Source organism: Paenibacillus sp. RS8 (assembly GCF_041956825.1).
In the GTDB taxonomy this organism is placed as follows: Bacteria; Bacillota; Bacilli; order Paenibacillales; family Paenibacillaceae; genus Paenibacillus_AQ.
This window is the reverse complement of record NZ_CP168131.1, coordinates 4042224-4068343: the sequence shown is the minus strand read 5'-3', so window position 1 is coordinate 4068343 and position 26120 is coordinate 4042224. Positions and strand designations below refer to the sequence as shown.

Here is a 26120-nt window from a genome sequence, read left to right as displayed (position 1 = left end):
TGCAGCCTCCTCTTTTGAGATGGGGACAAACTTTATTACAATTTCGTAATCTATTCCAGTATACCTTTTTTTCGGTAATTAAGCTTGATAGCTGAGTCCTAAATGATAGGCCGGTGAAAAGCAATGAGATTGCGCGTTATCGTCATAGACAAAAAAAAATAAACAACAAGTCCCGAGTAATCAGGAAACCTGCTGTTTATATATATCACAAGAATAAGGACTATTCTCTTATTAAATTCTCTTGTTGAAGCTTTTAATTTTCTTACGGATAGGTGCGCCAGCTCTTAAAAAAACAAGTCCTAAAAGAATTAAAAGCCCACCTAGAATAACGTTTACCAAACTAATGCTGCTGGAGGAAGTGAAATAATTCGTTACCCCAACGAGAATGTTTGCTAAACCAACAATGAACTCTAACCACATGACAGAATTCCATAGCGTGTTAATTCGCTTAAAGTGTTTTATTTTGGATTCCAGATCCGTGTAAATATCAAAAGCACCTTCAGATGACTTCTTTCTAAGATAGATCCAACGTCCAAAGCTGCTAACACATTCTACTCCATTTTCCTCTAAAAACCTGATGTACGCGATGCTCTCCGGATGAGTAGGCACATTATCTAAAAGCTCAATCCTATACGTATACTCATTCTTAGGCGTTTCAGTAAACACATATTTGCACCATGTGTAGTTTGTAAGGGCCAGCCCTTTGGCAGATATTTCATTCAGCCACTGTTCTTCCTTCTCAAAATCCCAAAACATTTTGCGAGCCACATGTATCATTTGGACTCACCTCCAGCTATTCTCTTCCCATTGGCAATCAGCTCTTCCAACCGGATAAGCTCCCCCTGAATCACCGTCTTCCCTAATTCCGTAATTTCGTACTCCTTTCTTCGGGAGCCCTCTTCCCCTTCCACAGATCTTATCCAGTTTTTCTCCAGCAGGGTGTTGATAGCTCCGTATAAAGTGCCCGCTCCGAGATCCACTCGACCATTACTTAAATCCTTCACATTCTGCATAATCGCGTATCCGTGCATTGCGGTATATAGAGACAATAAAATGTAAAACACTGCTTCCGTTAAGGCTCCTCTTTCTGAGCTTTCAGGCATAATTCCATCTCCATTCTATTACTGTTAGCGATATATCGTTTACCGTAATACCATTATTACGGAAGCCGATATAATTGTCAATAAAAAAAATACCCATTTTATGTATTTCGTTAAGATTATGGCCGTAAAAAAACGCCTATAGCATATGCTATAGACGGCTTTATCCAATACATTAATTGGTAACGAATTAGCGAAAATAACGTTGAAAAAATATGACAACATTGAAAATTTTCATAACATAATTTCATCTAAACTATAAACTAAGATTAGTTAAATAGTTACATATTTCATGCCCTCAATTGATTTAGCTGTTCAATACAAACAGAAAGGTTCGTTATAACATGAAAAAAACAGACCATCAAATGCGTGTTACACCAAAAATTTGGATTGGCTTACTCATCGCAGTCGGGTATCTATGTATTGTAATTCCGATCCAAAAATTATCCGGAGTATCGTATGAAGACTTTGGTGCATCAGCGGATAACTTGCTCCGTTCAGCCATCGCATCAATGGCCGCAGGTGCTGTTGCACTAATTATTGTAGCCTCCCTGCTCGGATGGTGGCGGTCTGCACTATTTGACAATACACAACAACGGTTGAATTATAAGTGGCTGCTTATTTCTCCATTAATTATGCTGATTGGCATCTTTGTTAACTTTTCATCAACGAATTTCAGTCAATTTGGCGGCAAATTCATTTTCATTCTAATTGTATTCGGACTACTCGTAGGTTTCTGTGAAGAGTTAACGATTCGCGGCTTACTATTGACATCACTGCGCTCTCGGCTATCGGAGGGCTGGGTATGTATCTTTAGCAGCATAATTTTTGGTCTTATACACGGCTCAAACATACTGCTAGGACAAGCTATTCCAGTTACCCTCATGCAAGTTTGCATGGCCGCTCTTTCCGGAGTCACTTTTTATTTGGTCCGTAGATTTACAGGCAGTCTAATTTGGGCGATGTTGCTACATGGACTTTGGGATGTCTCAGTGTTCATGACTGCTTACAATAATCCGGATGGTAATGGCACTGCTGGCTTACTTTCATTAACTGCTGATTTGTTTAGTGTTATCTTCTTGATCATCGTATTCCGTAAAATAAAAAACGCTAAAGCTAAACAGCTTAGTTAGTCTCTATAAATCAGGTTGGAACAAGATACGATCCTTATTCCAGCCTTTTGGCATTCACTTTGATGACATAGTTGATTTGCCAACAACGTTAATACAAAAAAGCTCCTGAATTTCCATATAGGGAAATTCAGGAGCTTTTTCATTGTTAACTAGATGCGGTCGAGAGGACTCGAACCTCCACGATATTGCTACCACACGGACCTGAACCGTGCGCGTCTGCCAATTCCGCCACGACCGCACATTATGTACACCAGTGAAATAATCACCGTATTTAATACTATACTCCTTTTTTAGATAAAAAGCAATATATTTATTTGCGTATTGTGTAATACGACTAATAGTACCTTAAATTGAAACATATCACTATAGGAATAACCAATCAGTGTTATTCACTTTATATATTTCTCTTATAAGTTGTCAGTATGGTACAACATAGTTAAAGAATCTAGTGCATCAGAAGTGTCAATCTAAACCAGAAAGGATGAATACGTATGAACCAGCAGTGGAACACCGGAACCTACGATACTGACATGGCCTTTGTGTCTAGGTTTGGGGCATCTTTGATTGAGCTTTTGCGCCCCCAGCTTGGCGAGCAGATCATAGATTGGGGTTGCGGAACTGGCGACTTAGCGGTAACCATTGCTGCTAGCGGCGCCACTGTAACAGGAATTGATGCCTCTGCTGAAATGATTCAGACTGCCCGTGACAAGCATCCCCAGCTAAGATTCATTTTAGCAGATGGGCAAAGCTATGTCGCGGAACAGCCAGTCGATGCTGTGTTCAGCAATGCTGCTCTACACTGGTTAACCGACGCGAACGGAGCTGCCGCTTCAATCGCTGCTTGCTTACGAATAGGCGGACGTTTTGTCGCTGAGTTCGGAGGGCTGGGCAATATCGCTTCCATCGTCACTGAACTTCCAAACGCTTTTGCCGCTATAGGGTGTAGCGGTAAGCTTCAGCTGCCTTGGTACTTTCCAAGTATCGGACAATACACAACACTACTAGAACAGCATGGGCTAACTGTAGACCTCGCCCTTTGTTTCGACCGTCCAACACCACTAGAGGCTGGAGAGCAAGGGTTCCATCGCTGGTTGAACACTTTTGCTAATGGAATCCTAAGTGTCCTCACACCCCCTGAACGAGAAGAAGTCCTCTCTTATATGGAACAGAAACTGAAGCCAACGTTATTTCAGGATAACCGCTGGGTGATGGATTATCGCAGAATCCGGGTTGTCGCTTACAAACGAGTCTAACACTGAAGGCGATTTTTCCTATGTCACAAAAAAAGAGTGTACTGACGCAGCTTCCGCGCCAATGCACTCTTTTTAAAATTTCAATAAATGATTATCTTCTATCTCCCACATATCGATCGCTACCAGCGCCAAGTCCGACAACCAGGAGCACTACGCTTGCAGCAAGCAATAAAATCAGCGGCATCGTCCAGCTATTCGTCACATCATGCAGCCATCCGAATAAGGCCGGTCCCATGGCAGCAAGTACATAACCTACAGATTGAGCCATTCCTGACAGCTCCGCTGCTTCTCGAGTACTTCTGGTCCGTAGACTGAAGAACATCATCACAAGACCGAAGGAAAAACCTCCGGCAATACCAAAGCATATCGCCCATACAGCCATTAAGGCACTGCTACCCAGCCAGATCCCACCTATTCCGATGAAATACAGAACAGCAGTGATTATTACTAGAATACGTTGATTCTTCATCCGACCTGCCCACAGCGGCACGAAGAAAGTAAACGGCAGCTGCGCCATTTGCATCAGTGATAGTAACCAGCCTGCATGGCTTGATGACATCCCTCGCTCCCCAAGGAGAACAGAAAACCAAGCAATAAAGACATAATAGAGCAGTGACTGTAAGCCCATAAAAATCGTTACTTTCCAAGCCAGCGAAGAACGCCACATATTACCACTTGAGACCGAATTACTCGCGCCAGTCCCTTGATCGAGCTTGCGCATTTGCGGAATCCAGAACAACGTTGCTAGCGCAGCAATCATAAACCATATGGCCAAAGTCCCTCTCCAGCCAAATCCAGTATTACTGGCTAGCGGGACACTAATTCCTGAAGCGACTGCTGCGCATAAATTCATAGATACGGTATAGACACCTGTCATTAATCCGATTTTGTGGGGAAACTTCCCTTTAATAAGCCCCGGAAGCAACACATTACATACTGCGATAGATAGCCCGAGTATTGCCGTACCTGTGAACAACAGACCTACTCCAGATCCCGACCGGATTAAAATCCCCATAGCCAGCATAACCATGGCAATTACTAACACATTAGCCAAACCGAAGCGGCGGGCTAGCTTTGGAGCAAACGGGGACAAGATGGCAAAAGCCAACAATGGTAGAGTGGTAATAGCTCCTGCTGAAGTATTCGATAAGCCTAAATCATCCTGAATCATTTGAACCAATGGCCCGACAGATGTAAAAGGCGCTCTAAGTGCCGCTGCGATAAAAACAATTCCCAGCACTAGCAGCCAGCGATCATATTTGGTATCCGTTAAGCCTTTATTCTGAATAATTCCTTCTCGTTGTGATGCTTTCATCCTATATCCTCCTAAATTACAACAAGCATAACCATCTTTGACCTCCCTATAAGGACGGTAAGAGACTAAGCTAGAAATATAAAAATATTTATTACATGGCATTAAGAACTATCTTCCACTATTATTATAAAAGTTACAACCCTTAAGTAATTTTATATCCAAATTATTGACAAAACCGAACGACATCTTTAGTATCCATATAATCAGGACAATTGAGAATCAATTTCAATAGAACTCATACATAATTTTATAGAAAAGAGTGAACAGAATGCTTCAAAGGTTTTTTTCCTACTATCGTCCATATAAAAAACTATTTATATTGGACTTCTCCTGCGCTGTTTTTGCAGGTCTGCTAGAACTAGCATTCCCGGTAGCTGTCAATAAATTTATTGATGATTTGCTCCCGGGTCAAGATTGGCCGCTTATTCTTATTGCTTGTGTCGCACTTCTAGCTATTTACGCCTTGAATACGGTAATGCAATATGTCGTTACTTACTGGGGGCACATGCTTGGTATTAACATCGAAACCGATATGCGTAAAAAAATGTTTGATCACATCCAGAAACTATCCTTCCGATTCTTCGATAATAATAAAACAGGTCACCTAATCGGACGTATCACCAACGACTTAAATGATATCGGCGAAGTGGCGCATCACGGTCCTGAGGATGTGTTTATCGCCATCATGACACTCGTTGGAGCCTTCATCCTAATGGCTGATATTAATCTGAAGCTAGCAATTATTACTTTTATTATCGTTCCAATTATGGCTTGGGTGATCATCTACTTCGGACGTAACATGACTTCCACCTACCGCCAGCTTTTTGGAAATGTAGGTAGTTTCAATGCCCGTATCGAAGATAATGTCGGCGGAATCCGGGTTGTGCAATCATTTGCCAATGAGCAGCATGAACAAGAGCTATTCGCAGTAGATAATCAAATGTTCCGTAAAACTAAGCTTCTCGCTTATAAAATTATGGCCAAAAGCTTGTCCGTCAGCTATATGATGACCCGCCTTATTACGATCCTTGTGATGATCAGCGGGGCGTGGTTCTTCATCAATGGCGAGCTCCAAATCGGTGAATTTGTAGCATTTATTCTATTATCCAATGTCTTCTTCCGTCCCATCGAGAAGATTAATGCCGTTATCGAGAGTTATCCAAAAGGAATAGCCGGCTTTAAACGTTATCTTGAGATTATCGACACGGAACCTGATATCAGCGACAAGCCAGATGCTGTTGAGGTAAGTACTTTGCGCGGAGATATCACGTTCCAGGATGTCTTTTTCGGATACGACGAGGACCGTCCGGTTCTGCAAAATATTAGTTTGCAAGTAAAGGCTGGTGAAACGATTGCCTTTGTCGGACCTTCTGGTGCAGGCAAAACCACTATTTGCAGCCTGCTCCCTCGTTTCTATGATGTCACAGGTGGAGCTATCACCATTGATGGCATCGATATCCGTGACATGAAGCTGGAGTCGTTGCGTAAGCAGATCGGGATTGTGCAGCAGGATGTGTTCTTGTTCTCTGGTACGATTCGCGAGAATATCGCTTACGGAAAGCTCGATGCGAAGCTGCCTGAAATCTGGGAAGCAGCTCGGCGTGCCCATCTGGAAGATCTCATTCAGAATCTGCCAGAAGGCATGGATACGGTGATCGGAGAGCGCGGTGTGAAGCTGTCCGGCGGACAGAAGCAGCGCCTAGCGATCGCCCGCATGTTCCTGAAGAATCCACCGATTCTGATTCTGGATGAAGCTACTTCCGCGCTTGACACTGAAACGGAAGCAGCGATTCAGCAATCGCTGGCGGATCTGTCCGTGGGCAGAACCACACTCGTCATCGCCCACCGATTGACGACCATAAAGAACGCCGACCGGATCATGGTCGTGAATGAAGAAGGCATCGCCGAGCAAGGCCGCCATGAAGAGTTAGTCCAAGCAGGTGGCATTTACAGTCGTCTGCATCAGGCGCAGTATAACGCTTAGGGATGTTGTTATAACTAGCTCCCTAGCTAAATGAAGCAAGCCTAGTCTCCACGTTATTGGCGACTAGGCTTGCTTTTTATTTGTTCCAGCATGAGAGGCTAAATTGGGCATCCCGGAAGTTAGAGTGTGATGGGGCTATAGAGTTATAGGGAGTAATGGTCCAATAAAGTAGTGATCTTTTGGAAACGTGAGGATAGAATTAGGGAATTCCTCCTCAATTTCATTGATAATACAGCCCCAAATTTAACAATTAGGGAATTCCTCCCCTTAAATTCACCCCATTTGCTCATAATAGTGGATTTCAGGTGATTTATAGGGAGAATTTCCTTAAAAAACGTAAAATCCAGTGAAAATCAGCAATTTTTAGGGAGGATTTCCCTAATATCAAACAATACAAATCTAAACGCTCACTCAAACACAACCTAGTTTCATTTATGCCCAAATCGATCATTACTCCTCCCAGAACTAAGCTTCTTTAGGATAAAGCCCCGGTTGGCCTTCAGTGTATAAGAAAGAAGGAGCCGCGTAAAGAACACGACTCCCTCTTAATATAAACCGCCTCAATAGCGGCACTTATGAATGGTGATCCGCGATAAATCGCTATTCACGTACTTATTTCTTCGCAATATGCACTTTAAGCTGCTTACCCTTCACGGTCGTCTCTCTCATTGCTTGCAATACCATTGCACCTTTACCGTTCAAAATATCCACGTAGGTCACATTGTCCTGAATCGAGATTATACCGATATCTTCTGCAGTTATACCCTCAAGCTTCGCGATTGTGCCGACAAAGTCCACGGCTCTTAGCTTCTTTTTCTTGCCGCCGTTGAAGTACAGCTTCATGATCTCTTTGTTCAAGCTCTCGCTTTTGTCCTTCTTGCGGACAGGCTGCTTGTTAATCTTCTGCTCAAACGCTTCCTTCGCGTAAGCAACGGCATCATCCGAAGGAGCTTTCATAGGTGGGAGGCTGAAGCCAATATAGCCTTCGATTTCCTTCACCCATTTTTGCTCATTCGGAGTGACGAAAGTGATTGCTTTACCTGTCTTACCTGCACGAGCCGTTCTGCCTGTACGGTGCACGTAGCTTTCTTTTTCCAGCGGAATATCGTAATTAATCACGTGAGTGATGTTCTCGATATCAATACCTCTAGCCGCCACATCTGTAGCGATTAGATAACGGAACTGCCCTCTTTTAAAAGCATTCATGACCTCAAAACGCTCGTCCTGCTCCATCCCCCCGTGGATCTTATCACAAGGATATTCCAGATCAGCCAACCCTCTAAATACCGCATTCACCTGTTCTTGTGTACGGCAAAAGATAATACAGCTGTCCGGATTCTCCACCGTAATAATATCGCTCAACAGCGAGAATTTGGCAGCTTGTCTCACTTCGATCAACGCATGTTCAATTGTAGCGGTTGTAATTCCACTTGCTTGAATCTCAATTTCCGTTGGATCGCTCATATATTTCCGGCACAAATTCTTAATCACTTCCGGTAATGTAGCGGAGAAAACACAAGTCACTCGTTCTTGGGGCAGCTGCTTGATGATCTTTTCGATCTGCTCAATGAACCCCATGCTCAGCATTTCGTCTGCTTCGTCGATGATCAAATACTTGATCCGATTTAGCGGAAGCGTACCTCTTTCAATATGGTCGAACACACGTCCAGGCGTCCCTACGACAACATGTGTTTTTTGGGTAAGTTCAATTTTTTGTGGAGCAAAAGGCTGCTTACCGAAAAGAGCCACGGCCTTAACCCGTTTAAATCGTCCAATGTTGGTGATATCCTCTTTCACTTGCATGGCAAGCTCCCGAGTAGGCGTTAGAATCAAAGCCTGCGGCTTATTCTCCACCCAATCCACCAAATCACAGACCGGGATTCCGTAAGCTGCCGTCTTTCCACTACCCGTTTGCGATTTAACGATCAGATCCTTTTGCTGAAGAGCTACAGGGATCACTTTGCTTTGAACTTCTGTTGGCGTCTCATATTTTAGGACATCCAGCGCTTTAATAATGTCTTCGTTTAACTCATAATCTCTAAATTGCAATTCACTCATCGTTCAACCTCTTCTATGCCGATTGTTCTGGTTAAAGCGGAAACTCCGCGATCCTTCATCTTGTGCATACTAATCATTATAACAGCTATTGGCTCCCTTGATTCCATTCCTTATAGAACTGGTCCAGAAAATTAAGCATGAAATCATGCCGTTCTTCTGCTAACTTGCGTCCATAGGCTGTATTCATCAGGAATTTTAACTTTAATAACTTCTCATAAAAATGATTGATAGCCGTTCCTTTGCTGTAATCCCTGTACTCCTTTTGAAGCGATTCCTCTCTTGGAGACACTCCCGGATCATAAGCTGGACGACCTTTCGCCCCTGAGAAAATAAAGGTTCTGGCAATGCCAATCGCACCAAGCGCATCAAGTCGATCGGCATCTTGGACCACTTGGCCTTCAAGCGTCTGCATCGGTTCTCCACCGCCACCACTAAAGGACATCGTCTCAATAATCATCATAATATGATTAATTTGTTCCTCATCTGTAAGGTTTGAAGAAAGCCAAGTACGCACTTTAAGCAAACCTTCTTCTTTAGACGGATTAAGCTTCTCGTCAGCAACATCATGCAGCAAGGCGGCCATCGTGCAGACAAATACACCTGCGCTCTCGATCTTGGCAATTTCAGCGGCGGTGTTGCGCACTCTATCGGAATGCCACCAGTCATGACCCGTAGTGTCTTGTCCAAGTTGTTCTTTAACAAAATCTTCGGTCCGAGCTATAATTAAAGATTCATTCATCGTAGAAAAACTCCCTTTCCTTAAGGAATATCGAAGCCCTATTATAGCTGATAACTGGTCTTTTCGCCCACAAGAAATCGAAGCTATTATAAATTGTTACTTGCATGACTCCAAATGATCCGCTATAATCGGCAGTAATCAAAATTTCGAAGGGAATTGGTTCTGATGAATACAAATACAATCATGCTGAATCAACTTCATTATTATCACAAACAGCGTTAGCACTCCTGAATTTTTTCAGGGAGGCTAACGCTACTCGCGTTGGCCTCCCTGCGGCATAGATCACGCGCAGGACCAAGAGGTCCTGCGCGTTTTTTTATTTTCTAAACTATGCCAATATAAAAGGAGCTACTAATGATGCAAAACATTAAAGGAACTTATGATTACTTCGGTCAAGAGCAAGCGCTCAGAAAGAACATTCAAAATACGCTGCAGGACTTGTTTGAGCTCTATGATTTTGAATCGATGGATACGACACTATTAAATGAATTGGAGTTACTGACCTCGAAATATGCAGGCGGGGATGAAATTCTCAAAGAAATGTACCAGCTCACGGATCAAGGCAACCGCAAACTGGGGTTACGTTATGATCTGACCATCCCTTTTGCCAAAGTGATCGCTTTAAATCCAGGAATAGAGTTCCCCTTCAAGCGGTATGAGATCGGAAAAGTGTTCCGAGATGGACCTGTGAAACGCGGGCGTCTGCGTGAATTTCTGCAATGTGATGTCGATGTGGTCGGCATTTCCGGCCCTGAGGCTGAAGCAGAGCTGATGCAGCTAGCTACCGAAGCTTTCCGTAAGCTAGGCATCCCTATCATCCTAAAATGGAATAACCGACGTTTTCTCAGTGAGATTCTGGAGTCCATTGGCGTACCTGCTGAAGAGCAACTATCCGTTATGCTTACTCTTGATAAACTTGAAAAAATCAACATTAGCGGAGTCGAGAACGAGTTGATCGCCAAAGGGCTTGAATCTGCAACCATCTCAGCGATTCTAGCACTTATCGAAATGGACAATCCAAGCTTTGAGCAGTTATGCGACAAATACAATCTCACAACACAACCGGGTGCGTCAGAGGTTCTCGTCCTGCAAAATCTAATCCAAGACATCGGACTACAGGAGACTTGCCGCTTCGATCCTTTCTTATCCCGAGGTCTTTCATTCTACACAGGAACAGTTTACGAGATCTTTGATGCATCTGGTTCCTTCGCCTCAAGCTTGGGTGGCGGAGGCAGATATGACGCGATTATCGGACAGCTAGTGGGCAGAGAGGATATTCAATATCCTACGGTGGGGTTGTCTTTTGGTATGGAGTCAATCATGGCACTCTTAGCAGAACGACCTACCCAAGAAAATAGAGCAGCTAATGTTATGGTCATTCCGATTGGTGAGACACTCCCACAAGCTTTGATTGCAGCAGCCGAGCTACGTGCTTGTTCTATAAGAACCACTCTCGTATCCGGAAAAAGAAAATTAAAAAAGCAGCTCGCCACAGCCTCATCCAAAAACATCCGTTTCGTTATACTGATCGGCGAGAGCGAATCCAGTGTCGATAAAGTACGTCTGAAGGATATGGAAGAACAAACAGAGGTTATCGTTCCGCTGGATGAAGCTATTTATCTCATCACTAAATAAGGATCATTCTTAAGTACTGCTCAAAAAAAGACCCCGCCGATCACCGGCGGGGCAAGTTATATATTAAGGGAGGTTATACATGTACTATAACCTTGCAAGCTTAATATTTTATGAATGACAGATAAAGATTCCCTTAATCCTTCTTAGATCTTAAACCGATCTACCAGCCCCTGTAGCTCTTTGGCACTTTGGGTATTCTCGTCAGCCACCGTAACTTCATGGAAAGTTTTCTCTACGATATCGGCAGTTTTTACCGCAATATCCTGGATACCGATAGCCCCCTCATTTACTGTAGCAGCCACTTCATTGACTGCAATAGATATACTGGATACCGCCATACTTAGATGATCGGCCGCAGTCTCGAATTGATTCATCAACATATTCACTGTAGTAGCATCTCTATTATATTGCTGACTCACCTCCGTTAAGCGCTCATAATCCCCAAGAACATTCTGGTCTATAAAAGCGAGTAACGCCTCTGAATTTTCCTTCATTAACTCAACAGAAGTGTATACGCCGGAAACGACTCCTTGAATTCCAGCCGCTGTCTCTGACGATTTCTCAGCCAGCTTGCGGATTTCACCAGCTACAACAGCAAATCCTCTACCTGCCTCACCGGCTCTGGCCGCTTCAATCGCTGCATTTAAAGCAAGCAGATTGGTCTGACTAGTAATCGATAGAATCGTATCCGCCAGTACATTAATCTCTGAGATCGCATTCGACTGTTCAATTGCTTTTTCCATATCGATACGAACAGATTCATACACTCGCTTAGCATTATCCGTAGACTCTAACGCCTCATCTTGTAACACCATCGCCCGCTCACTGATCTGTTTGGAAACTTCAGCGCCTTCCTTCACATTACTGGAGATCTCGGACACATTAATATCAATTTCAGTAATCGCTGCCGTCATCTCTTGTGTTGAAGCTGCTGTCTCCTCCATCCCAGCCGATAGCTGCTGTGTAGTTGCTGAATTGTCATGTGCATTCTCTCGAACATCTATGGACAGCTTCTCAAGCGTTTCCGCATTATCTAGCACTTTGCTTGAGATCGTAATTAGACTGCCAGCCATATCACGAAGAATAGCACGTGTGCGGAGCATTGCTTTGGCGATCGTCCCGGTTTCATCCTTGTTTTTCGTCAGATACTCATACTGGGCGTCATACGTCAAATTCAGCTCTGCCGTTCTATTTATCAACTCTGTCAGTTTAACAATCGGTGAAGAGATTTTTTGGGCAAAATATAAAGCAATCAGCAATGCTATAATCAAACTTCCCGCACCTAACACCAGATTAAAATTTCTCATCTCATTCACTGGCTTCGTAATTTCATCTAAATTAGCAGTTAGCCCCAGCAACCAGTTGGTCTCCGGCATAACTGTATAGGCTGATTTTTTATCCACACCATTATATGTATAACTAAGAAGGCTATCTTCTACTTTTTCACCAGATTTCACACGCTTCACAACAGCCATGATTTGGTCATTGGCAACAGGTTGTCCTACCTGCTTCTTATCCGGATGATACAGTGTATTCCCGTTCTCATCGAGAAGATAAGCATACGAGGTCGTTGTATTTACTACTTTTGCATCTGCCAAATACTTAATCATACTATCTGCTGAAACCGCTGAAGCCACATATCCAATCATCTTTCCGTTACTCTTAACAGGATGCACAAAAGCCACCACATAAGCTCCAGTAGATTTCGATTTCAGCGTTTCACTAATTACCGGCGCCGCAGTCTCCATTACTTTCTTCGAATAATTTCTATCACTAAAATCCGTACCTATAAGCTTGATGTCACTGTCAGCCACAGCGATGCCCTTCATATCACTAACAAAAACATGTTCAAGGTTTCCTGCAGCCTCCACGATTTCCTGAAGGCTGATATTCACCTCATTCTGAAGCTTATCCCCTTTGGTAACTCCGCCGTTTCCTGCTTGAAGCAGCAATTCGACAATTTCCGACCTAGCGGCAATAAGCTCAATACTTCTCTGCTCTTTCGAAATCATGGACGATATGGTCTGTGCTTTATTCGTATTGACCTGCTTCATTGAATTCTCAGTAAGACTCACAATCGCATGAGTTGACTTCAAATACGTAAATACTCCCATTACCGTTATACATAACAGGGTTACTCCTATCAACATAAATGATAGCTTAAGGCGAATCTTCATACGCTTCTCATCCTTCCGACAACTTGCTCATTCATGAACAAAGCAATTGTAAATAATACAATTACTATCGGATATCATGATAAATTAGTGAATATTGACTAAGCGAAAATACGGAAAATATCAAAAAATGTCGAATTATTGCATATAAATGAAAAAAATCTAGTTCTACAAGTTTGGACACTTTTTATGGAATAGTTAATAAGACCTGTTTTACCGCTGTGATGAAATAGGCTGTTCTGACTGGGAAACTGTATTCACTTGCGTGACTGCACCAGCCGTTAAGGCGCTTTTAGTTCTGTTCCGTAAAAATAGACCAGACATTGCGGCGAGTATTTGTTGAAATAACATTCCTGAAATAACAGGGAGTGCAACAGCCGGAGGGAAATATTTTACTGCGAGCACAGCCCCCGCGCTTAAATTACGCATGCCGGAATTAAATTGCACAGCCACAGAATCTTCATAGCTAAAGCGGAAACGGCGTGATACCAAGGCTCCGATTACATATCCAAGAACTACCGTTAAGAAAGTTACGCCAATAATAATCGCTAATTTACTATCCGGGTGTTTCAGATAACGAGCAATGCTGGCACCGTTAATAGAAACGACCATAAACAATCCAACCTTTACAAACGGGGAAAGCGGCGGTCCACATACCGTATTCACCTTGCCCTTTGTCCATTGATTCAGAAGCATACCGACCAGCGAAGGAATGACAACCATCCATAGGAGCCCTTTCATCATTTCCCCCAGCTGAATTTCCACACTTGCTCCCATGAGCAAATACAAGGTACCCGGAACGACAATCGGTGATACGAGTGTATCTATCAGAATAAGTGCCAAAGTCAGTGCAATATTCCCTCCATATATGGATACCCACACCACACTAACGACACCCGTAGGGATTGCGAACAGCAGTACAAATCCAGTCACAGTGTAGGGATCTTCTGGAAAGACAGCACTTGCAACGAGCCAGCCGATAAGCGGCATCACGATATGGAGAATGATCATCAACACTATCAGCTTCTGTGGTTTCAGCAGTACACCCAGCAGATCCTTGAGATTGGACTTCAAGCTTCCGATCAATGTCATAAAGGCGAAAATCCAAGGAACAAGACCTGTGAACGGTAGCAGTCTGCTTTCATTAAGTACGCCAACCACGATGGCAGTAGGTGTTAATAATGGCATGATTTTTTCGAGTACAACATTGGATTTGTTGAGTCCATTTCTTATATTCGTAAGCATGTGTCGCATACCATATGTATGGATGTCATACATTCCTTATCTGCAAATTTAAGTTGTAACCGCCTCTATAAGCTTACAGAGATCATACAGGACTTTCCATTAATCCACCACACAAAAAGGAACCAATTATTAAAATTGGCTCCTAGAAGTAATTTCTATAGAATCGCTAAACGGTTTAAACACCTTGCGGAAACAATGCGTCCAGTGCTGGGCATGGCAGTTTATCAAGGAACTGAGCCAAAGGCGCGGGCATGTTACTATACAAGTCCTTCAGTGAAGTCCCCTGATAAATGTTTCCGATAATAACCGGGTGGCACAATTCAGAGATCAAAATGTCCCCATTTCCATGTAGATGAAGCTGTTTCTTGCCCTCTATGCAGTGAGGAAAATAAACGCCCGGTTGCTCCTCAAAGCCAAGCGCATCCATAAAGCGGTCCATGCAGGTGAAATACAGGATTGTATCCTCTTTCTTCTGTGCTATCAGTTCACTTACAGCGTTCTTTAATTGTTCGCGGGCAGCAATTGATTTCCAGCCGGTATGATCCATGATAATACTGTTCTGAATCTCATGTGTTCTGACGCCCATAGCATAGACATGATCACTAATTTCCTTCATGTTATCCTGCGTTTCACTGAACAATAGTGTCTCCAGCACCGTATCTACACTTGTGGCAGCGAACAAAGTAATGTTCTCTCTTATTTTCTCATAGATGCTTGGATGAATATTATAATAACGAGAGAACGCATCCGCTGTAGTAAAATTGAAGGAAATATGTATCGTCGTTAATCCGGCAGCGACCAATTGATCAATCCGTTCAGCATTTAAAAGACTACCGTTAGAATTGAGCTGTGTCTGAATCCCTCTGGATGAGCAGTAGTTTACAATCTCTACACAGTCATCGAACTTTAATGTGACCTCGCCACCTGATAAACGCACTCTTTTTAGACCCGGAAGCTCTTCAAGAATCCGGATGACCTCTTTGGCTTTGATACTTTGTCCATCATTTCTATTATAAGCACAACAATAATCGCAGCGAAAATTACAGTTCGAGGTGACTCCTATTTCTAAGCCTTCCAGCTCATAAGTTAGCGGTTTGTCTAATTCCAATGCTTTATATCTCATACTCTAAAGTCCTCCTTTAAAAAATGAATTTGGTTCAAGAGTTCAACCTTAGAGATTATAAAGGTTTATGGCATAGGTTAATGTGAGGTTTATAACAGCCGAATATTTCATCTACTTAGCAATTACTCCATTTGATAACTCTCGTAATGTTTTCCTTCTTCGAAAAACTTACCACCTGGTGGTATCCAAACGCTCTGGTGAATTTTCTTCTCATTTACTACTGAATATATATAAATCCAACCTTTTTCGTTTTTAAATCTTACTTGTAAATGATAAGGATTATATTGTCTACCTACTTGTCGACTAATTTCCCATTCTTGATTAGGGTATCTCTCCTCCAAATAGTGATTGAGTTGTTCTGTTTTTCGGGATACTTGATAATCAATCCAGTAGGGGCGAATAGCGAAGGATAATAACAAAAGTACAGTGATTGAAGATACTATAATTAAACTAGGCTTCCTAATCTTACGGGGTAAAAACAAGGCTACTCCAAATAGAATGAGGACAAAAACAACCGAAAATATGATTTCTATTGCTGTAATTGGATGCAAAATAACCCTCCTCAGAATCATGTTGTTCGAAGTCCATGACCCATTTACTGGTCCACACCATTATTTTCCAGTATAATGTTTTATTGTAGGATTACAACTCATGCAGAACGCTTGAAAGGAGCCAAAAGATGAGGAGAATCATTCGAAATGCACTCATTATCCTAATATTCATATTTGTTACAGGATGTACATCTAATGCAGATACGGTTGATACACCGCTGTACTCAGGAAAAGGCCTATCCGTAGGCGTTGTTGGCGAAGTCCCGAAAGTAAGAGAAGATCAGATCCGCTTCACCAGTATTTCCTTTGATGAATTAGAAGATTATACAAAGCTCTCCTCTAATTATGATGCCGTAATCATTATGAAGGAGCATCTGCAAGAAGCGGACGACAACAAGTATGTTAAAGTATATACGAAGGCAGGAACTCCTTTCTTCTTTATTGGAGCTACGAAATCATTTATGCCGTTTGTTCTTGAAGACGTATCGTATGAGCACTCTTCTTTAACAAATTTTAATAATAATATGTATGTCACAGGCTATTTCCATAATGGTGAAAAATTTAGATCTTGGGAATACGGTATTTATAACGACAAAGTAAATGAACCCAATATTAAATCTGTATATTCACAGATGTTCACCACCATCGAGTCCATTAAGAATGGTATGTATAAATAAAACAGGCTGCCAGATGGCAGCCTGTTTCTTTTCATATCACATTTCCTTACAACTCCACCGATTTCCCCATCTCATTCCAGACAGGCTGCCCAATCAAGCCAACGCGCCAGATCGCAATCCCTTTAAGACCATAACGTTTGGCAAGTCCAACCTTGGAATTCACTGAAGTTTCATTCTCACTATAAACGGAAATACCCAGAATCAGCTTATCCTTACTTACTTGCTGAAGTGCAAGCCGGATGCCTTCATCAACTAAACTCATCGGCTCTGGAATTTTTTTCTCTTTCAAATAATCATAAGACATAATGACCAAATCATCTGCTAGACTGCCTAGCGTCTTGTAATCATAACCTTTATAAGAGCTGTTTAATGGATGAAGGATCACAGTAAGCTTAAGACCTGCTGCATGTACTTTTTGAGACAGATTCTTCACAAAAGCATTATAATCGGCTTGCACCTTTGCTTTATCTCCTGTTAAACCCAGTCCCTCAAGATCTAGCGTAACTCCTTGAAAGCCCTTTTGTGTAGCCAGATCGACAATTCCTGTAATCGTCTGCTCTTGAAGCACTTTATCTTCCAGGTTCTTCGTCAGCTCGGATGCAGTATCACCCGAAAAGACCATCAGATAAGGCGCTGTGCCCCCTGCTGCTGCATTTGAGATAATAGACTCTGGAGTTACATCCCCAGCAGCTTGGGGCCATCTAAAGTCAGTGCCTGTCGTGGTGAATTGTCCGGTTTTATCAATTCCGCTCCACCCAAAAGCTACAGCATCAAAGCTAGGAAGCAACGAAATTTCGCTGTATGAACTAAGCGCATAGAAACCCAGCTTATACATATCCGTCTTTGGTGAAGTGATTGAGACGGTCTTCGTCGCTTGATCCCATGCTACGCCCGCACCAAACTGCTGGCCGAAGAAGCTAAGCGGAATCATCGTGTTATTGCGGATCGTTTGCGGGGCAACCCCCAGCTTCACAACTTCGCCGTTTACGCCTGCATTTTTGCTACCCAGGGTCAAAGTTACCACTTTAGTACCCGCTGTATCCGTTTTGGTCGCGGTAATTTTCTTAAGCGCTTGATTCCACTCTACGTTGATCCCCAATGCTTCAGATATCGCTCGGAATGGGACCATCGTGGTTCCGTTCATCACAACAGGCTCTACTGGAAACGGTAGTGCATAACCATCCAGCATAATACTAACTCCCCCAGCAGGGGCTGCTTGTGTAGTATTTTGGAATACAGCTGTAGTGCCGCCTAGCGAAATCGCCAGACATAAGACTAATTTACCAATCCGTTTGTTCATGACTGTTAAGTCTCCCATCTTCCATGATATGAAGTGTAATCTCTTAAACTCTTTACATGTCTTCTACCATTTTACCAAAGATTATCCAATTGTAAAATTAATAGATTGTCATCTATGAGCTTCGATATTATTTTTCACATCAGAAGAAGTCGACTAAACTACATAAACACGCTCAAAAAGGTCCCCACCGCTCGTTCAACATCTACATCCACAGCGACTTGTATAGGGCTACCCACTTTTGGCTGAGCCCGCAAATCCGCTACGACCATTCCCGATGTAAACTCACCTTTGTGCTCCACGCGAACATTCATTTCTTTGTAAGTTACAAGGTCTGGTTGCAGCGCAACCATAAGTGCGAGCGGATCATGCAGCGGTGCACTGTTAATCAAAAAGTTCGCTTCACGGTAGAAATTAAAATAATGAGTAAGCGATTGTTCCATAAACGAAATGATCGCTTTATTTTCTTCACGTCCAAAACGATTTAATAAATCAATATGCTCTTGAGTGATCCGCGTCTTAAGCGTAACGTCTAAACCCACCATCATAACGGGAAGTCCAGATGTAAATACATGATCAGCAGCTTCAGGGTCTCCAGCAATATTCGCTTCCGCAACCGGTGTTCTATTGCCGGGATTAAAGATCGTACCGCCCATCACCACTACTTTTTTCAAAGTATTCTTAATTCCAGGGTCCATATCAAGCGCCATCGAGAGGTTGGTTAGATGTGCCAGTGTAACTAATACAATTTCTCCGGGATTCTCATTAGCCATCCGAACAATAAACTCAGATGCAGTTTCGCTAATGGGACGCTGGCTAGATGGTGCAATTTCCACATTACCAATGCCGTTCTCACCATGCACATGAGTGGCGTAACCTGAGTGCTCACGAACGAGTGCCTTGGATGCTCCGATCGCTACAGGAATTTCGTAATCTGGTTTAGCAAGCTCAATCAGTCGCAGTGAATTGTCAGCTGCCTTCTCGACATCAATATTCCCAAAAACAGTTGTAATTCCTTCTACAATTACATTTGGAGCACGCAAGGCATATAGAATTGCTAGTGCGTCGTCAATCCCTGTGTCTGCATCAATAATAATTCGTGTTTTACTCATTTATGTTCTCTCCCATTTGTGCAATGTCGTATGGATTATCATATCACGGCCTATCAGGACGCTCAATTTTATTCATTTGCTGTTCTTTAAAAGTATTAATAAAACTTTCAGGATCACACTCTACCAAATAAGCATATACGCCCTTACTCGTATGTAGATAGAACATACCTCCAGTATCCCCCATTGAGCGATAGGACATATCTAAAATATCTTTTATTGGAAATTCACGATGACGAGTTACAATTCTATCTTTGTACAGATACATTAGCCTATTACACGGAAAACTTCGTTGTTCTCCATCCTTGATTTCCCGCTGTATCTTATAATACGGAAGCTGAGCTACCCATTTCATTTGAAGTCCTCCTGCTTGACGTAATGGACTCCATTTTATTATTCTTTTTACCCTTTTGCAAAATAAAGAAGCTCGACGATCCCCTTAGAAGGAATCATCAAGCTTCAGAAATATCTGTTATTTCGTTGTATAAGCTGCTGCTGCTCGGCAAAAGCGTTCTAACGCTTCAACTAGAATAGATCTAGGACAAGCTAGATTGATCCGCAGATGACCTTGTCCCTCAGTTCCAAAAACAGAACCTTCATTAAAAGCGACTTTAGCCTCTTTGTACATTAACTGTTTAAGCCCATCAATATCCAGATTCAGCCCACGGCAGTCTACCCATAGAAGATAGGTGCCTTGCGGTTGCATCACTTGGACCTGTGGCAAATGCTCCGACAGATAGCTAATCGCATAATCCACATTACCTGAAACGTACTCTAATAGCTCATCCAACCATTCTTCTCCATCATTATAAGCAGCTTGTACTGCATCTTGAGCGAAGAAGCTAGCCATATGTAAGCTCAGTGCTTTCATTTTTTGATCAAACTTAAGTTTCAATTCCGGATTCGAAGACACGATAAAAGAAGATTGAATGCCCGGAAGATTGAAGGTTTTAGTCGCGGCAAGGGTGGTAAGGGTAATATTTGCAATTTCTTCTGATAAGGATGCAAAAGGGATATGCTCATAGCCCGGAAGCGCCAAATCACAATGAATCTCATCGGAAATTACAGTCACGCCGTAACGCAGACAGAGTTCACCAAGCTTCAGCAGTTCTTCTCTTTCCCATACTCGACCACCCGGATTATGCGGACTGCATAAGAGCAGCAGCTTTGCTCCGCCTTGCATCAGAACTTCCAATTGCTCATAATCCATCTCGAAGCGTCCATTTCGGATCACAAGCGGATTCTTGGCAACCTTCCGATCATTCATTTTGATGACATCATAGAAAGGATAATAAACTGGCGACTGTAAAATAACCTCGTCTCCCGGCTCGGTAAACAGCTCAACGGAAAGACTTAAGGAAGTTACAATTCCGGGAGAGTCCGAAATCCATTCCGATTTAATTTCCCAATCATGCCGTCTTCTGAACCACGACGTGATAGCTTCTTTATAAGAGTCACTAGGTACACTGTAACCGTAAACTCCTTGTTCTGCGCGGCGCAGAATCGCTTCCTTCACTGCGGGAGGACTTTCAAAATCCATGTCTGCCACCCAAAGCGGCATAATATCTTTCTCACCAAACAACTTCTCGGACTGGTCCCACTTGTAAGAACGTGTATTACGGCGGTCAATTACGCGATCGAAATCATACTTCAATTAAAGTCACCTCATCCTTATAAACTTGTCCCTTATTGTATCATGAGGAGGAGGATATCGCACTCTGGATAAAAAGAACGCACTTACGAAAGTGCGTCCTCCTTAACTCACATACAGCTATTTGTTATTGCAGCCACTCATCTAAATGCGCTGCCACAAATTCATCATCCACCAGATGGGCATAGTCCCTGTGCACTCTGTTGATTTCCTCCACTTGTCCCGGTGATAATTGCTCCTCCGGATTTAGACACCATAACCCTTCAAGCAATCCTTGCTGGCGAAGCACCTCATGAATACCCGGGATACAGCCATGAAAATGATGCGCAGGATCAAATATCGCCGCATTGCTATCCGTCACTTCAGCCCCGAGCGTCAACCAATGGGATGCCAACGAGGGGTCATTTCGGACCTTTTTAATCTCATTAAGCAGCTGTACTGCTTTGCTCGTCCATACTGCCCAGTGACCGAGTAGGCCGCCGACTATTTTTTTCTCAACGGGCTTGCCGTTCACCATAAATCGGAAGGTCGTGAGCAGATCGCTGACAATATTATCATCATTTCCGGTGTACAGAGCAATTTCTTCGCTACGGCTGGATTCAAGCACAGCTCTGACTACATCCAGCGTCTGATAACGATTGAATGGCGCCATTTTGATGGCGATTACGCCTCCTATTTCAGCGAATGCCTTCCAAAAATCAAAGCTTAAAATCCGTCCTCCCACCGACGGCTGAAGGTAGAAGCCAAATACCGGAATCACATCTGCCACTCTGCGTGTTCGTTCCAGCAATTCTTCCTCACTCAAGGTTTGCAGGCCTCCCATGCTGAGCAGTCCCGCTTCATAACCAAAGCTTGCGGCAAGGCGCGCTTCAAGAACAGCCTGCTCCGTCCCACCGCAAATGCCCGCTACTTTCATAAATGGACGATCTAACTGGGCACGTTCCACCTCTTCCGCGGCTAGGCGCAACACAGGCTCCAGTAGTCCTACTTCCGGGTTCCTGATCTCGAATTGAGTGGAATGCACGGCAACCGCGATTCCACCCGCCCCGGAAGCAACATAATAACGGGTAAGCGCCCGTTGACGTTGCTCATCCAGCTTGCGCTCTTTAGTTAAGGCGAGAGGATGTGCAGGAATAGCCAATCCATCATGAAGCGCGGCATGTAATTCCGAAGTCAAAGGTACACTTGTCAGTGTCATTAATATTTGCCCTCCCGCTCCTGAAAATGCGTAGGTTTATTCCAGGTTTCTCCACCTTGTCCTACCCAATCACCAATCCAGTCAATCATTTCGGCCAGCGATACCCTTGGATAGCCAAAGGTAGCAGCGGCTTTCGCCGCGTTACTTAGCAGTGCAGTAGGTGCTTCTTCACCTGTAAAGATCGGCTCTATGCCTAACCTTCGGCCAAATTCATTCGCAGCCCAGCGCAGTGACAATGTCTCTGGTCCGGTAATGTTCATGACATTAGGCGGTGAACTGCAACGTAGCAATGCTCGCAATGCGATTTCATTCGCATCCCCTTGCCAGATCACATTGGCATGACCCATCGTGATATCAATGGGAAGACCATCTCTAACCGATCGAGCAAGCTCCAGTAACACACCATACCGCAGATCAATGGCGTAATTCAGCCGATAAATGAACATCGGCGTTCCATTTTTATGAGAGAAATGTTCAAAAATACGCTCCCGTCCCAGACAGGATTGCCCATACTCCCCATTCGCGTTCGGAGAAGTTCTCTCCGTTGCTCCTCCTTGACTCACCGGAGTAAACGGGTAGACATTGCCTGTAGAGAACACAACCATTCGTGAATTACGGAACCGTTCCGCTACACGTCCCGGCAGATAAGCATTCATCATCCAAGTAAAATGTTCATTCCCGGTCGTGCCAAATTTATTTCCGGCCATATAGAGAATATTTTGGGTTTCAGGGAGTGCCTGCAACGCTTTATCGTCAGACAAATCAGCGGAGATAATCTCGACACCAGCCTCTTCGAGTTCTCGTCTCAGCTCTTTATTCGAGAAGCGGGAAACACCGATGACTTTCTTGTCGATCCCCGCTTGACGAATCGCATTCATCGCCAGCCTTGCGAGACTGGGCCCCATTTTGCCCCCCACGCCTAGTAGCATAATATCTCCATCGAGCTGGCTAAGTTCCTCAATCAGTGCTGCTGATGGACTAGCCAAGCGATCCTCCAACTCTTGAACGGTTCGCATCATTGAACTCTCCTCTCCGTTGACTCTGGTCTGTCGCTTTTACCACAAGCGATCTATAGATTGGTGTAATTGGAAACACTGCTTGCTGCAATCGGAAGCCAAAATCGTGTTAATCAAATGCCAAGCTTGCTTCGATTAGAAACCAACTAGCTATATTCACAAACCATGCTCGCCGCAACCGGAAACTAACTAGCTACATTCTGCAAACCAGCTTCTACATTCGCAATCCATGCTCGCTGCAATCTGGAACCAACTAGCTACATTCGCAAACCAGCTGCTACATTAGCAATCCATGCTCGCTGCAATCGGAAACTAACTAGCTACATTCACAAACCAGCTGCTACATTCGCAATCCATTCTCGCCGAAATCGGAAACTAACTATCTTATTGCAGAAAGTGCAATAGAATCTCCAAATTCTTAGCTAAAAAATGAATCTATTGCACTTCATACATTAGATTCCGGCCATTAGCTCGTTTAATGATGATTATCTGAATTTCCATTGCAGAAAGTGCAATAGAATCAAATTTCAGCCACTCTAGAGCAGAATCTATTGCATAAAATGCAATCAAAGAAAACAAAGTAATCATCTCAGCTCAGCCAATTCAGTCAGACAATCTAGTAAATTCATACTACCCCTTATCGTTGTGTGACTTAAGCGTTTGTGATGCAACCCGACGTTTGGTCAACTTCTATCGGACACCTTTAACTCTATGCGCCTCGCGGAAATATCCAACTTAATTTCATCGTCACCTTGTGCAAGAGCTAGCATTCCGCCATAGATATGTGCGATTTGTTCGATACGCACGATACTTGCGATATGCGCGATACTTGCGATATGCGCGATACTTGCGATATGCGCGATACTTGCGATATGCGCGATACTTGCGATATAAGTGTATTTCATACACTTATTTCGACTTCTGTTCCCGTAGATGCCAGTTTAGTTGTATTCTCTGCAATTAAAAAACTAAAATGAGCCTACAGACAACGGTTTGTTGAAATTTAGTTGTATAAAGTGCAACTATTTCACATACGCAAGCATTAGATTACTTCGGGCGCGATTTCGAGCGTGCCGACTCCATCTCGCCAAGCAATTCTTTCCTAAGCTCCGCAGGCAGCAGAAAGTCAAAATCACAGCCGAGGTTCGCTTGAAGCACACGCTCATGAAACAGCAAGCCATAACCCCTGTCGTAGTGCGGCTTAGGCGCTTGCCATGTAACTCGCCGTCGGGCCAATTCCTCATCGGACACCTTCAGCTCTAAGCACCTCGCCGAAATATCCAGCTCGATTTCATCGCCATCCTGCACAAGAGCCAGCGTTCCGCCGATAGCCGCTTCCGGAGCCGCATGTACAATCAATGCGCCATAGGAAGTGCCGCTGATCCGAGCATCAGAGATGCGAACCATGTCGCGGATGCCCTGCTTCAGCAGTTTTTGCGGAATCGGGATTTGCCCGATTTCCGGCATCGCTGGGGCGCCCTTCGGTCCTGCATTCTTAAGCACTAGCACGCTGTTGTCATCCACGGCCAGATCAGGATCATCGATCCGCTCATTCAGATCGGACGGACTCTCGAACACTACTGCGCGTCCGATATGCTTTTTGAGATGAGCGGATACAGCGGTTTGCTTGATCAGCGCCCCATCCGGTGCCAGATTCCCGCGCAATACAGCAATCCCGCCTTGGCTGTCCAGCGGCTCCTCCAAAGTACGAATTACATCTCTGTCCAGCGTTTCCGCCTGAACCAGATTTTCTGTTACCGTTCTGCCTGTTACAGTCAAGCAATCCCCATGCAGCAGCGGCTCCAGCTCCTTCATAAGCGCAGGTACGCCACCTGCCTCAAAATACTCCTCCATCTGATATTTGCCTGAAGGACGCAAATTCAAAATGAACGGGGTCTGGCTACTAATCCGGTCAAACGTTTCTAACGGCAGCTTCATCCCGAGCCGCTGGGAGATCGCAACAAGATGGATGATTGCGTTCGTCGATCCACCGCTCGCCATCGTAACTGTGATCGCATTCTCGATCGCCGCCGCAGTCATAATGTCGCGAGGACGGATGCCCTGACGAACTAGCTCTACAATCTGCTTGCCCGTCCGCTCGGACATATGTCTGCGTCTGCTGTCCGGCGCCGGGATAGCTGCACAGCCTGGTAACGCCATACCGATCGCTTCGGCAATCGAGGCCATAGTGCTGGCGGTGCCCATCACCATGCAGTGACCGTCACTTCGGCAAATTGCATTCTCTGCCACAGCCAGCGCTTCGTCACTAATATTTCCAGCTTTATGCTCCAGCGTAAAGCCATAACAATCTGTACATGCTCCAAGGCTACGCCCGCCCAGCCGGCCATTTAACATGGGACCGCCTGTCAGCACAATGGCTGGAATATTGGCGCTAGCGGCTGCCATCAACTGAGCGGGTACCGTTTTATCGCACCCTCCAAGCAGCACTACGCCATCAATGGGATGCCCCTTCATCATTTCTTCCGTATCCATCGCCATCAAATTACGCAGCAGCATTGTTGTAGGCTTCACATAAGGCTCACCAATCGAGATCGTCGGGAATTCCATCGGTACTCCCCCTGCCTGCCAAACACCTCGCTTCACATAATCCACTAATTCATTAAAATGTGAATGACATTTATTCAGCTCACTGAAGGTGTTGCAAATACCGATTACGGGCTTGCGAATATCTTCTTCGGTATATCCCATAGACTTCGTAAAGGAACGATGGATAAATCCCCATAAATCCTTTTCTTGAAAATAGGCTTCACTCTTCAACTTTCCACCGAATTCGGCCTGCTTATCCTCGCTGTCCCTACGCTCCCCCATGATCCCATCTCCTTTTAACTACAACACTTATAG

The 26120-nt window shown here is 44.0% G+C and carries 22 protein-coding genes and 1 tRNA gene; 5 read left to right on the top strand and 18 right to left on the bottom strand.

The genetic code is table 11. The features are described from left to right. Positions 1 to 231: 231 nt before the first annotated feature. On the bottom strand, positions 232 to 777 hold the full coding sequence (locus ACDZ28_RS19210) for a DUF2812 domain-containing protein (RefSeq protein ID WP_375102534.1): 546 nt from the start codon (positions 775 to 777) through the stop codon (positions 232 to 234). Then, positions 774 to 1103: a PadR family transcriptional regulator gene (locus tag ACDZ28_RS19205; RefSeq protein WP_042126232.1), complete on the bottom strand. Its 330-nt coding sequence runs from the start codon at positions 1101 to 1103 to the stop codon at positions 774 to 776. Before ACDZ28_RS19205 ends, ACDZ28_RS19210 begins: the two co-directional genes overlap by 4 nt. 341 nt (positions 1104 to 1444) lie before the next feature. On the opposite strand from ACDZ28_RS19205, the gene ACDZ28_RS19200 reads away from it, so the two are divergent. Next, positions 1445 to 2233, top strand: coding sequence for a CPBP family intramembrane glutamic endopeptidase (locus ACDZ28_RS19200; RefSeq protein ID WP_375102533.1), 789 nt, complete (start codon positions 1445 to 1447; stop codon positions 2231 to 2233). Positions 2234 to 2387: 154 nt separating this feature from the next. Here ACDZ28_RS19200 and ACDZ28_RS19195 read toward each other — a convergent pair. Continuing rightward, a tRNA-Leu gene (locus ACDZ28_RS19195) sits at positions 2388 to 2471 on the bottom strand. A gap of 253 nt (positions 2472 to 2724) precedes the next feature. Between ACDZ28_RS19195 and ACDZ28_RS19190 the strand changes: the two genes are divergently transcribed. After that, positions 2725 to 3486, top strand: a complete 762-nt coding sequence (locus ACDZ28_RS19190; protein WP_076120058.1) for a trans-aconitate 2-methyltransferase — start codon at positions 2725 to 2727, stop codon at positions 3484 to 3486. 91 nt (positions 3487 to 3577) lie between these two features. On the opposite strand, the gene ACDZ28_RS19185 is transcribed toward ACDZ28_RS19190, so the two are convergent. After that, positions 3578 to 4801, bottom strand: coding sequence for an MFS transporter (locus tag ACDZ28_RS19185; protein ID WP_081389908.1), 1224 nt, complete (start codon positions 4799 to 4801; stop codon positions 3578 to 3580). Positions 4802 to 5069: 268 nt separating this feature from the next. On the opposite strand from ACDZ28_RS19185, the gene ACDZ28_RS19180 reads away from it, so the two are divergent. Then, the gene (locus tag ACDZ28_RS19180; protein ID WP_375102532.1) at positions 5070 to 6785 is read left to right on the top strand and encodes an ABC transporter ATP-binding protein; all 1716 of its coding nucleotides are present in this window, start codon (positions 5070 to 5072) and stop codon (positions 6783 to 6785) included. 612 nt (positions 6786 to 7397) lie between these two features. Here ACDZ28_RS19180 and ACDZ28_RS19175 read toward each other — a convergent pair. Next, positions 7398 to 8843: a DEAD/DEAH box helicase gene (locus tag ACDZ28_RS19175; RefSeq protein ID WP_375102531.1), complete on the bottom strand. Its 1446-nt coding sequence runs from the start codon at positions 8841 to 8843 to the stop codon at positions 7398 to 7400. Between the two features lie 85 nt (positions 8844 to 8928). Beyond that, positions 8929 to 9582, bottom strand: coding sequence for an HD domain-containing protein (locus ACDZ28_RS19170; protein WP_375102530.1), 654 nt, complete (start codon positions 9580 to 9582; stop codon positions 8929 to 8931). A 354-nt stretch (positions 9583 to 9936) separates the two neighbouring features. Here ACDZ28_RS19170 and ACDZ28_RS19165 point away from each other — a divergent pair, with 354 nt between their 5' ends. Beyond that, a complete protein-coding gene (locus ACDZ28_RS19165; protein WP_375102529.1) occupies positions 9937 to 11217 on the top strand; it encodes a histidine--tRNA ligase in 1281 nt (426 codons plus the stop codon). A 143-nt stretch (positions 11218 to 11360) separates the two neighbouring features. On the opposite strand, the gene ACDZ28_RS19160 is transcribed toward ACDZ28_RS19165, so the two are convergent. The 4 genes from ACDZ28_RS19160 to ACDZ28_RS19145 all read right to left on the bottom strand — a co-directional run bounded on the left by ACDZ28_RS19160 (position 11361) and on the right by ACDZ28_RS19145 (position 16310). After that, positions 11361 to 13394 (bottom strand): methyl-accepting chemotaxis protein, encoded by a 2034-nt coding sequence (locus ACDZ28_RS19160; protein WP_375102528.1) that lies wholly within the window; start codon positions 13392 to 13394, stop codon positions 11361 to 11363. Between the two features lie 210 nt (positions 13395 to 13604). Next, on the bottom strand, positions 13605 to 14636 hold the full coding sequence (locus tag ACDZ28_RS19155; protein WP_375102527.1) for a bile acid:sodium symporter family protein: 1032 nt from the start codon (positions 14634 to 14636) through the stop codon (positions 13605 to 13607). A gap of 175 nt (positions 14637 to 14811) precedes the next feature. Next, the gene (locus ACDZ28_RS19150) at positions 14812 to 15759 is read right to left on the bottom strand and encodes a radical SAM protein (RefSeq protein ID WP_042126219.1); all 948 of its coding nucleotides are present in this window, start codon (positions 15757 to 15759) and stop codon (positions 14812 to 14814) included. A 122-nt stretch (positions 15760 to 15881) separates the two neighbouring features. After that, positions 15882 to 16310, bottom strand: coding sequence for a hypothetical protein (locus ACDZ28_RS19145; RefSeq protein WP_339290225.1), 429 nt, complete (start codon positions 16308 to 16310; stop codon positions 15882 to 15884). 128 nt (positions 16311 to 16438) lie between these two features. On the opposite strand from ACDZ28_RS19145, the gene ACDZ28_RS19140 reads away from it, so the two are divergent. Then, on the top strand, positions 16439 to 16987 hold the full coding sequence (locus ACDZ28_RS19140; RefSeq protein ID WP_375102526.1) for a hypothetical protein: 549 nt from the start codon (positions 16439 to 16441) through the stop codon (positions 16985 to 16987). Between the two features lie 46 nt (positions 16988 to 17033). Here ACDZ28_RS19140 and ACDZ28_RS19135 read toward each other — a convergent pair whose 3' ends face one another. From ACDZ28_RS19135 to ACDZ28_RS19100, 8 genes are all read right to left on the bottom strand, one after another. Continuing rightward, positions 17034 to 18287: a stalk domain-containing protein gene (locus ACDZ28_RS19135; RefSeq protein ID WP_339290222.1), complete on the bottom strand. Its 1254-nt coding sequence runs from the start codon at positions 18285 to 18287 to the stop codon at positions 17034 to 17036. Between the two features lie 158 nt (positions 18288 to 18445). Next, positions 18446 to 19396, bottom strand: a complete 951-nt coding sequence (locus ACDZ28_RS19130) for a nucleoside hydrolase (protein WP_042126214.1) — start codon at positions 19394 to 19396, stop codon at positions 18446 to 18448. Between the two features lie 43 nt (positions 19397 to 19439). Beyond that, positions 19440 to 19748 (bottom strand): hypothetical protein, encoded by a 309-nt coding sequence (locus ACDZ28_RS19125; RefSeq protein ID WP_339290221.1) that lies wholly within the window; start codon positions 19746 to 19748, stop codon positions 19440 to 19442. A 117-nt stretch (positions 19749 to 19865) separates the two neighbouring features. Next, positions 19866 to 21047, bottom strand: coding sequence for a MalY/PatB family protein (locus tag ACDZ28_RS19120; protein ID WP_375102525.1), 1182 nt, complete (start codon positions 21045 to 21047; stop codon positions 19866 to 19868). A gap of 124 nt (positions 21048 to 21171) precedes the next feature. Further along, positions 21172 to 22242 carry a dihydrodipicolinate synthase family protein gene (locus ACDZ28_RS19115; protein ID WP_375102524.1) on the bottom strand — a complete coding sequence of 357 codons (1071 nt, stop codon included), beginning with the start codon at positions 22240 to 22242 and terminating at the stop codon, positions 21172 to 21174. After that, on the bottom strand, positions 22242 to 23258 hold the full coding sequence (locus ACDZ28_RS19110) for an NAD-dependent epimerase/dehydratase family protein (protein ID WP_375105379.1): 1017 nt from the start codon (positions 23256 to 23258) through the stop codon (positions 22242 to 22244). The genes ACDZ28_RS19115 and ACDZ28_RS19110 overlap by 1 nt, the downstream gene beginning before the upstream one ends. Positions 23259 to 23941: 683 nt before the next feature. After that, the gene (locus ACDZ28_RS19105; RefSeq protein ID WP_375102523.1) at positions 23942 to 24163 is read right to left on the bottom strand and encodes a hypothetical protein; all 222 of its coding nucleotides are present in this window, start codon (positions 24161 to 24163) and stop codon (positions 23942 to 23944) included. A 142-nt stretch (positions 24164 to 24305) separates the two neighbouring features. Then, positions 24306 to 26087 carry an IlvD/Edd family dehydratase gene (locus ACDZ28_RS19100; protein WP_375102522.1) on the bottom strand — a complete coding sequence of 594 codons (1782 nt, stop codon included), beginning with the start codon at positions 26085 to 26087 and terminating at the stop codon, positions 24306 to 24308. Positions 26088 to 26120: the final 33 nt, after the last annotated feature.

What these genes read in the sequence shown, in the direction of transcription:
- ACDZ28_RS19210 (WP_375102534.1), bottom strand. Translation starts at nt 777, where the DNA reads ATGATACATGTGGCTCGCAAAATGTTTTGGGATTTTGAGAAGGAAGAA.
- ACDZ28_RS19205 (WP_042126232.1), bottom strand. Translation starts at nt 1,103, where the DNA reads ATGCCTGAAAGCTCAGAAAGAGGAGCCTTAACGGAAGCAGTGTTTTAC.
- ACDZ28_RS19200 (WP_375102533.1), top strand. Translation starts at nt 1,445, where the DNA reads ATGAAAAAAACAGACCATCAAATGCGTGTTACACCAAAAATTTGGATT.
- ACDZ28_RS19190 (WP_076120058.1), top strand. Translation starts at nt 2,725, where the DNA reads ATGAACCAGCAGTGGAACACCGGAACCTACGATACTGACATGGCCTTT.
- ACDZ28_RS19185 (WP_081389908.1), bottom strand. Translation starts at nt 4,801, where the DNA reads ATGAAAGCATCACAACGAGAAGGAATTATTCAGAATAAAGGCTTAACG.
- ACDZ28_RS19180 (WP_375102532.1), top strand. Translation starts at nt 5,070, where the DNA reads ATGCTTCAAAGGTTTTTTTCCTACTATCGTCCATATAAAAAACTATTT.
- ACDZ28_RS19175 (WP_375102531.1), bottom strand. Translation starts at nt 8,843, where the DNA reads ATGAGTGAATTGCAATTTAGAGATTATGAGTTAAACGAAGACATTATT.
- ACDZ28_RS19170 (WP_375102530.1), bottom strand. Translation starts at nt 9,582, where the DNA reads ATGAATGAATCTTTAATTATAGCTCGGACCGAAGATTTTGTTAAAGAA.
- ACDZ28_RS19165 (WP_375102529.1), top strand. Translation starts at nt 9,937, where the DNA reads ATGATGCAAAACATTAAAGGAACTTATGATTACTTCGGTCAAGAGCAA.
- ACDZ28_RS19160 (WP_375102528.1), bottom strand. Translation starts at nt 13,394, where the DNA reads ATGAAGATTCGCCTTAAGCTATCATTTATGTTGATAGGAGTAACCCTG.
- ACDZ28_RS19155 (WP_375102527.1), bottom strand. Translation starts at nt 14,636, where the DNA reads ATGCTTACGAATATAAGAAATGGACTCAACAAATCCAATGTTGTACTC.
- ACDZ28_RS19150 (WP_042126219.1), bottom strand. Translation starts at nt 15,759, where the DNA reads ATGAGATATAAAGCATTGGAATTAGACAAACCGCTAACTTATGAGCTG.
- ACDZ28_RS19140 (WP_375102526.1), top strand. Translation starts at nt 16,439, where the DNA reads ATGAGGAGAATCATTCGAAATGCACTCATTATCCTAATATTCATATTT.
- ACDZ28_RS19135 (WP_339290222.1), bottom strand. Translation starts at nt 18,287, where the DNA reads ATGAACAAACGGATTGGTAAATTAGTCTTATGTCTGGCGATTTCGCTA.
- ACDZ28_RS19130 (WP_042126214.1), bottom strand. Translation starts at nt 19,396, where the DNA reads ATGAGTAAAACACGAATTATTATTGATGCAGACACAGGGATTGACGAC.
- ACDZ28_RS19125 (WP_339290221.1), bottom strand. Translation starts at nt 19,748, where the DNA reads ATGAAATGGGTAGCTCAGCTTCCGTATTATAAGATACAGCGGGAAATC.
- ACDZ28_RS19115 (WP_375102524.1), bottom strand. Translation starts at nt 22,242, where the DNA reads ATGACACTGACAAGTGTACCTTTGACTTCGGAATTACATGCCGCGCTT.
- ACDZ28_RS19110 (WP_375105379.1), bottom strand. Translation starts at nt 23,258, where the DNA reads ATGCGAACCGTTCAAGAGTTGGAGGATCGCTTGGCTAGTCCATCAGCA.
- ACDZ28_RS19105 (WP_375102523.1), bottom strand. Translation starts at nt 24,163, where the DNA reads ATGAAATACACTTATATCGCAAGTATCGCGCATATCGCAAGTATCGCG.
- ACDZ28_RS19100 (WP_375102522.1), bottom strand. Translation starts at nt 26,087, where the DNA reads ATGGGGGAGCGTAGGGACAGCGAGGATAAGCAGGCCGAATTCGGTGGA.